The organism is Dietzia sp. Cai40, assembly GCF_014145165.1.
GTDB classification, from domain to species: domain Bacteria; phylum Actinomycetota; class Actinomycetes; order Mycobacteriales; family Mycobacteriaceae; genus Dietzia; species Dietzia natronolimnaea.
Genome location: NZ_JAALEB010000267.1, coordinates 1 through 1,435, shown reverse-complemented (window position 1 = coordinate 1,435; position 1,435 = coordinate 1). Strand labels below are relative to the sequence as shown.

The 1,435-nt window shown below is 70.7% G+C and carries 2 protein-coding genes; one reads left to right on the top strand and one right to left on the bottom strand.

Translation table 11 applies throughout. The features are described from left to right. The coding region (gene mce, locus G6022_RS10670) for a methylmalonyl-CoA epimerase (RefSeq protein ID WP_182691548.1) at positions 1-430 on the bottom strand (430 nt) is incomplete at its 3' end. A gap of 76 nt (positions 431-506) precedes the next feature. Between mce and G6022_RS10665 the strand changes: the two genes are divergently transcribed. Next, positions 507-1,435 (top strand): acetyl-CoA C-acyltransferase (locus G6022_RS10665; RefSeq protein WP_182691546.1); only part of this gene is annotated, 929 nt, incomplete at its 3' end.

The following is a 1,435-nucleotide window of genomic DNA, read 5'->3' as shown; positions in this document are numbered from 1 at the left end:
CGCCCCCGGCGTCCTTGGGGTGCACGAAGTTGATCCGTGAACCCGCCGTGCCTCTCTTCGGTTCCGGGTACAGCACCCGCACACCGCGTCCGGTGAGGTGCTCGGTGATGGCCTCGATGTCGGTCACCCTGACCGCCATCTGCTGGATGCCCGGGCCGTTGCGATCCAGGTACTTGGCGATGGTCGACGACTCGTCGAGGGGGGCGAGCACCTGGAGGAGGGCGCTTCCGTCCGGTCGGCCGGGCGACCCCAGCATGGCCTCGCGTACTCCCTGCTCCTCGTTGACCTCCTCGTGGAGGTTCTCCATCCCGAGGTTGTCCCGGTACCAGGACACGGCGGCGTCGAAGTCGGGAACCGCCACTCCGACGTGGTCGATCGCCACGACGAGTTCGGCGGGGAGCAGGGGCTGGCCGGCTGGGGTAGTGGTCATGGGGACCACGGTAGTCGGTGACGGCAGACGGTAGTTTGGCGTGTACACGTACAGCCCCTCGAATGGAAGGTCCGCAATGTCCGCCGACTCCACCCGCACCGTCATCGTCTCCGGGGCCCGCACCCCGTTCGGCCGTCTCCAGGGCGGTCTGTCCTCCCTGTCCGCCCCCGAACTGGGCGGGATCGCCATCCGCGGGGCTCTCGAGCGCGGCGGCGTGCCCGCCGAGGCCGTCGATCAGGTGATCATGGGTCAGGTGCTGTCCGCCGGGAACGGGCAGATGCCCGCGCGTCAGGCGTCGCTGGCCGCCGGTATCCCCCAGCGGGTGGACGCGCTGAGCATCAACAAGATGTGCCTGTCCGGCCTGACGGCCATCGCGCTGGCGGACCAGGCGATCCGCGCCGGATACTCCGAGGTCGTCGTGGCGGGCGGCCAGGAGTCGATGTCCCAGGCGCCCCACCTGCTGCCCAAGAGCCGTGCCGGGTACAAGTACGGTTCCATCGAGGTCCTGGACCACATGGCCTACGACGGCCTGCACGACGTGCCCACCGACCAGCCGATGGGCGCGCTCACCGAAGCGCGCAACGCCGAGTTGGAGATCACCCGCGAGCACCAGGACGAGTTCGCGGCCGTCTCCCACCAGCGCGCCGCGGCCGCGTGGGCCGAGGGTCGGTTCGCGGACGAGGTGGTCCCCGTGACGGTGAAGGGCCGCAAGGGCGACACGGTCGTGGAGACCGACGAGGGTGTTCGCGCCGAGTCGACCGCCGAGTCGATGGGCAAGCTCAGGCCCGCGTTCGCGAAGGACGGGACCATCACCGCGGGATCCTCCTCCCAGATCTCCGACGGCGCCTCCGCCGTCATCGTCACCACCGCCGCCCGTGCGGAGGCCGAGGGGTGGCCGGTGCTGGCCGAGATCGTCGGCTACGGCACCGTCGCCGGCCCGGACTCGACCCTGCAGCACCAGCCCGCCGACGCGGTCCTCGACGCCTGTCGTCGTGCGGACGTCGA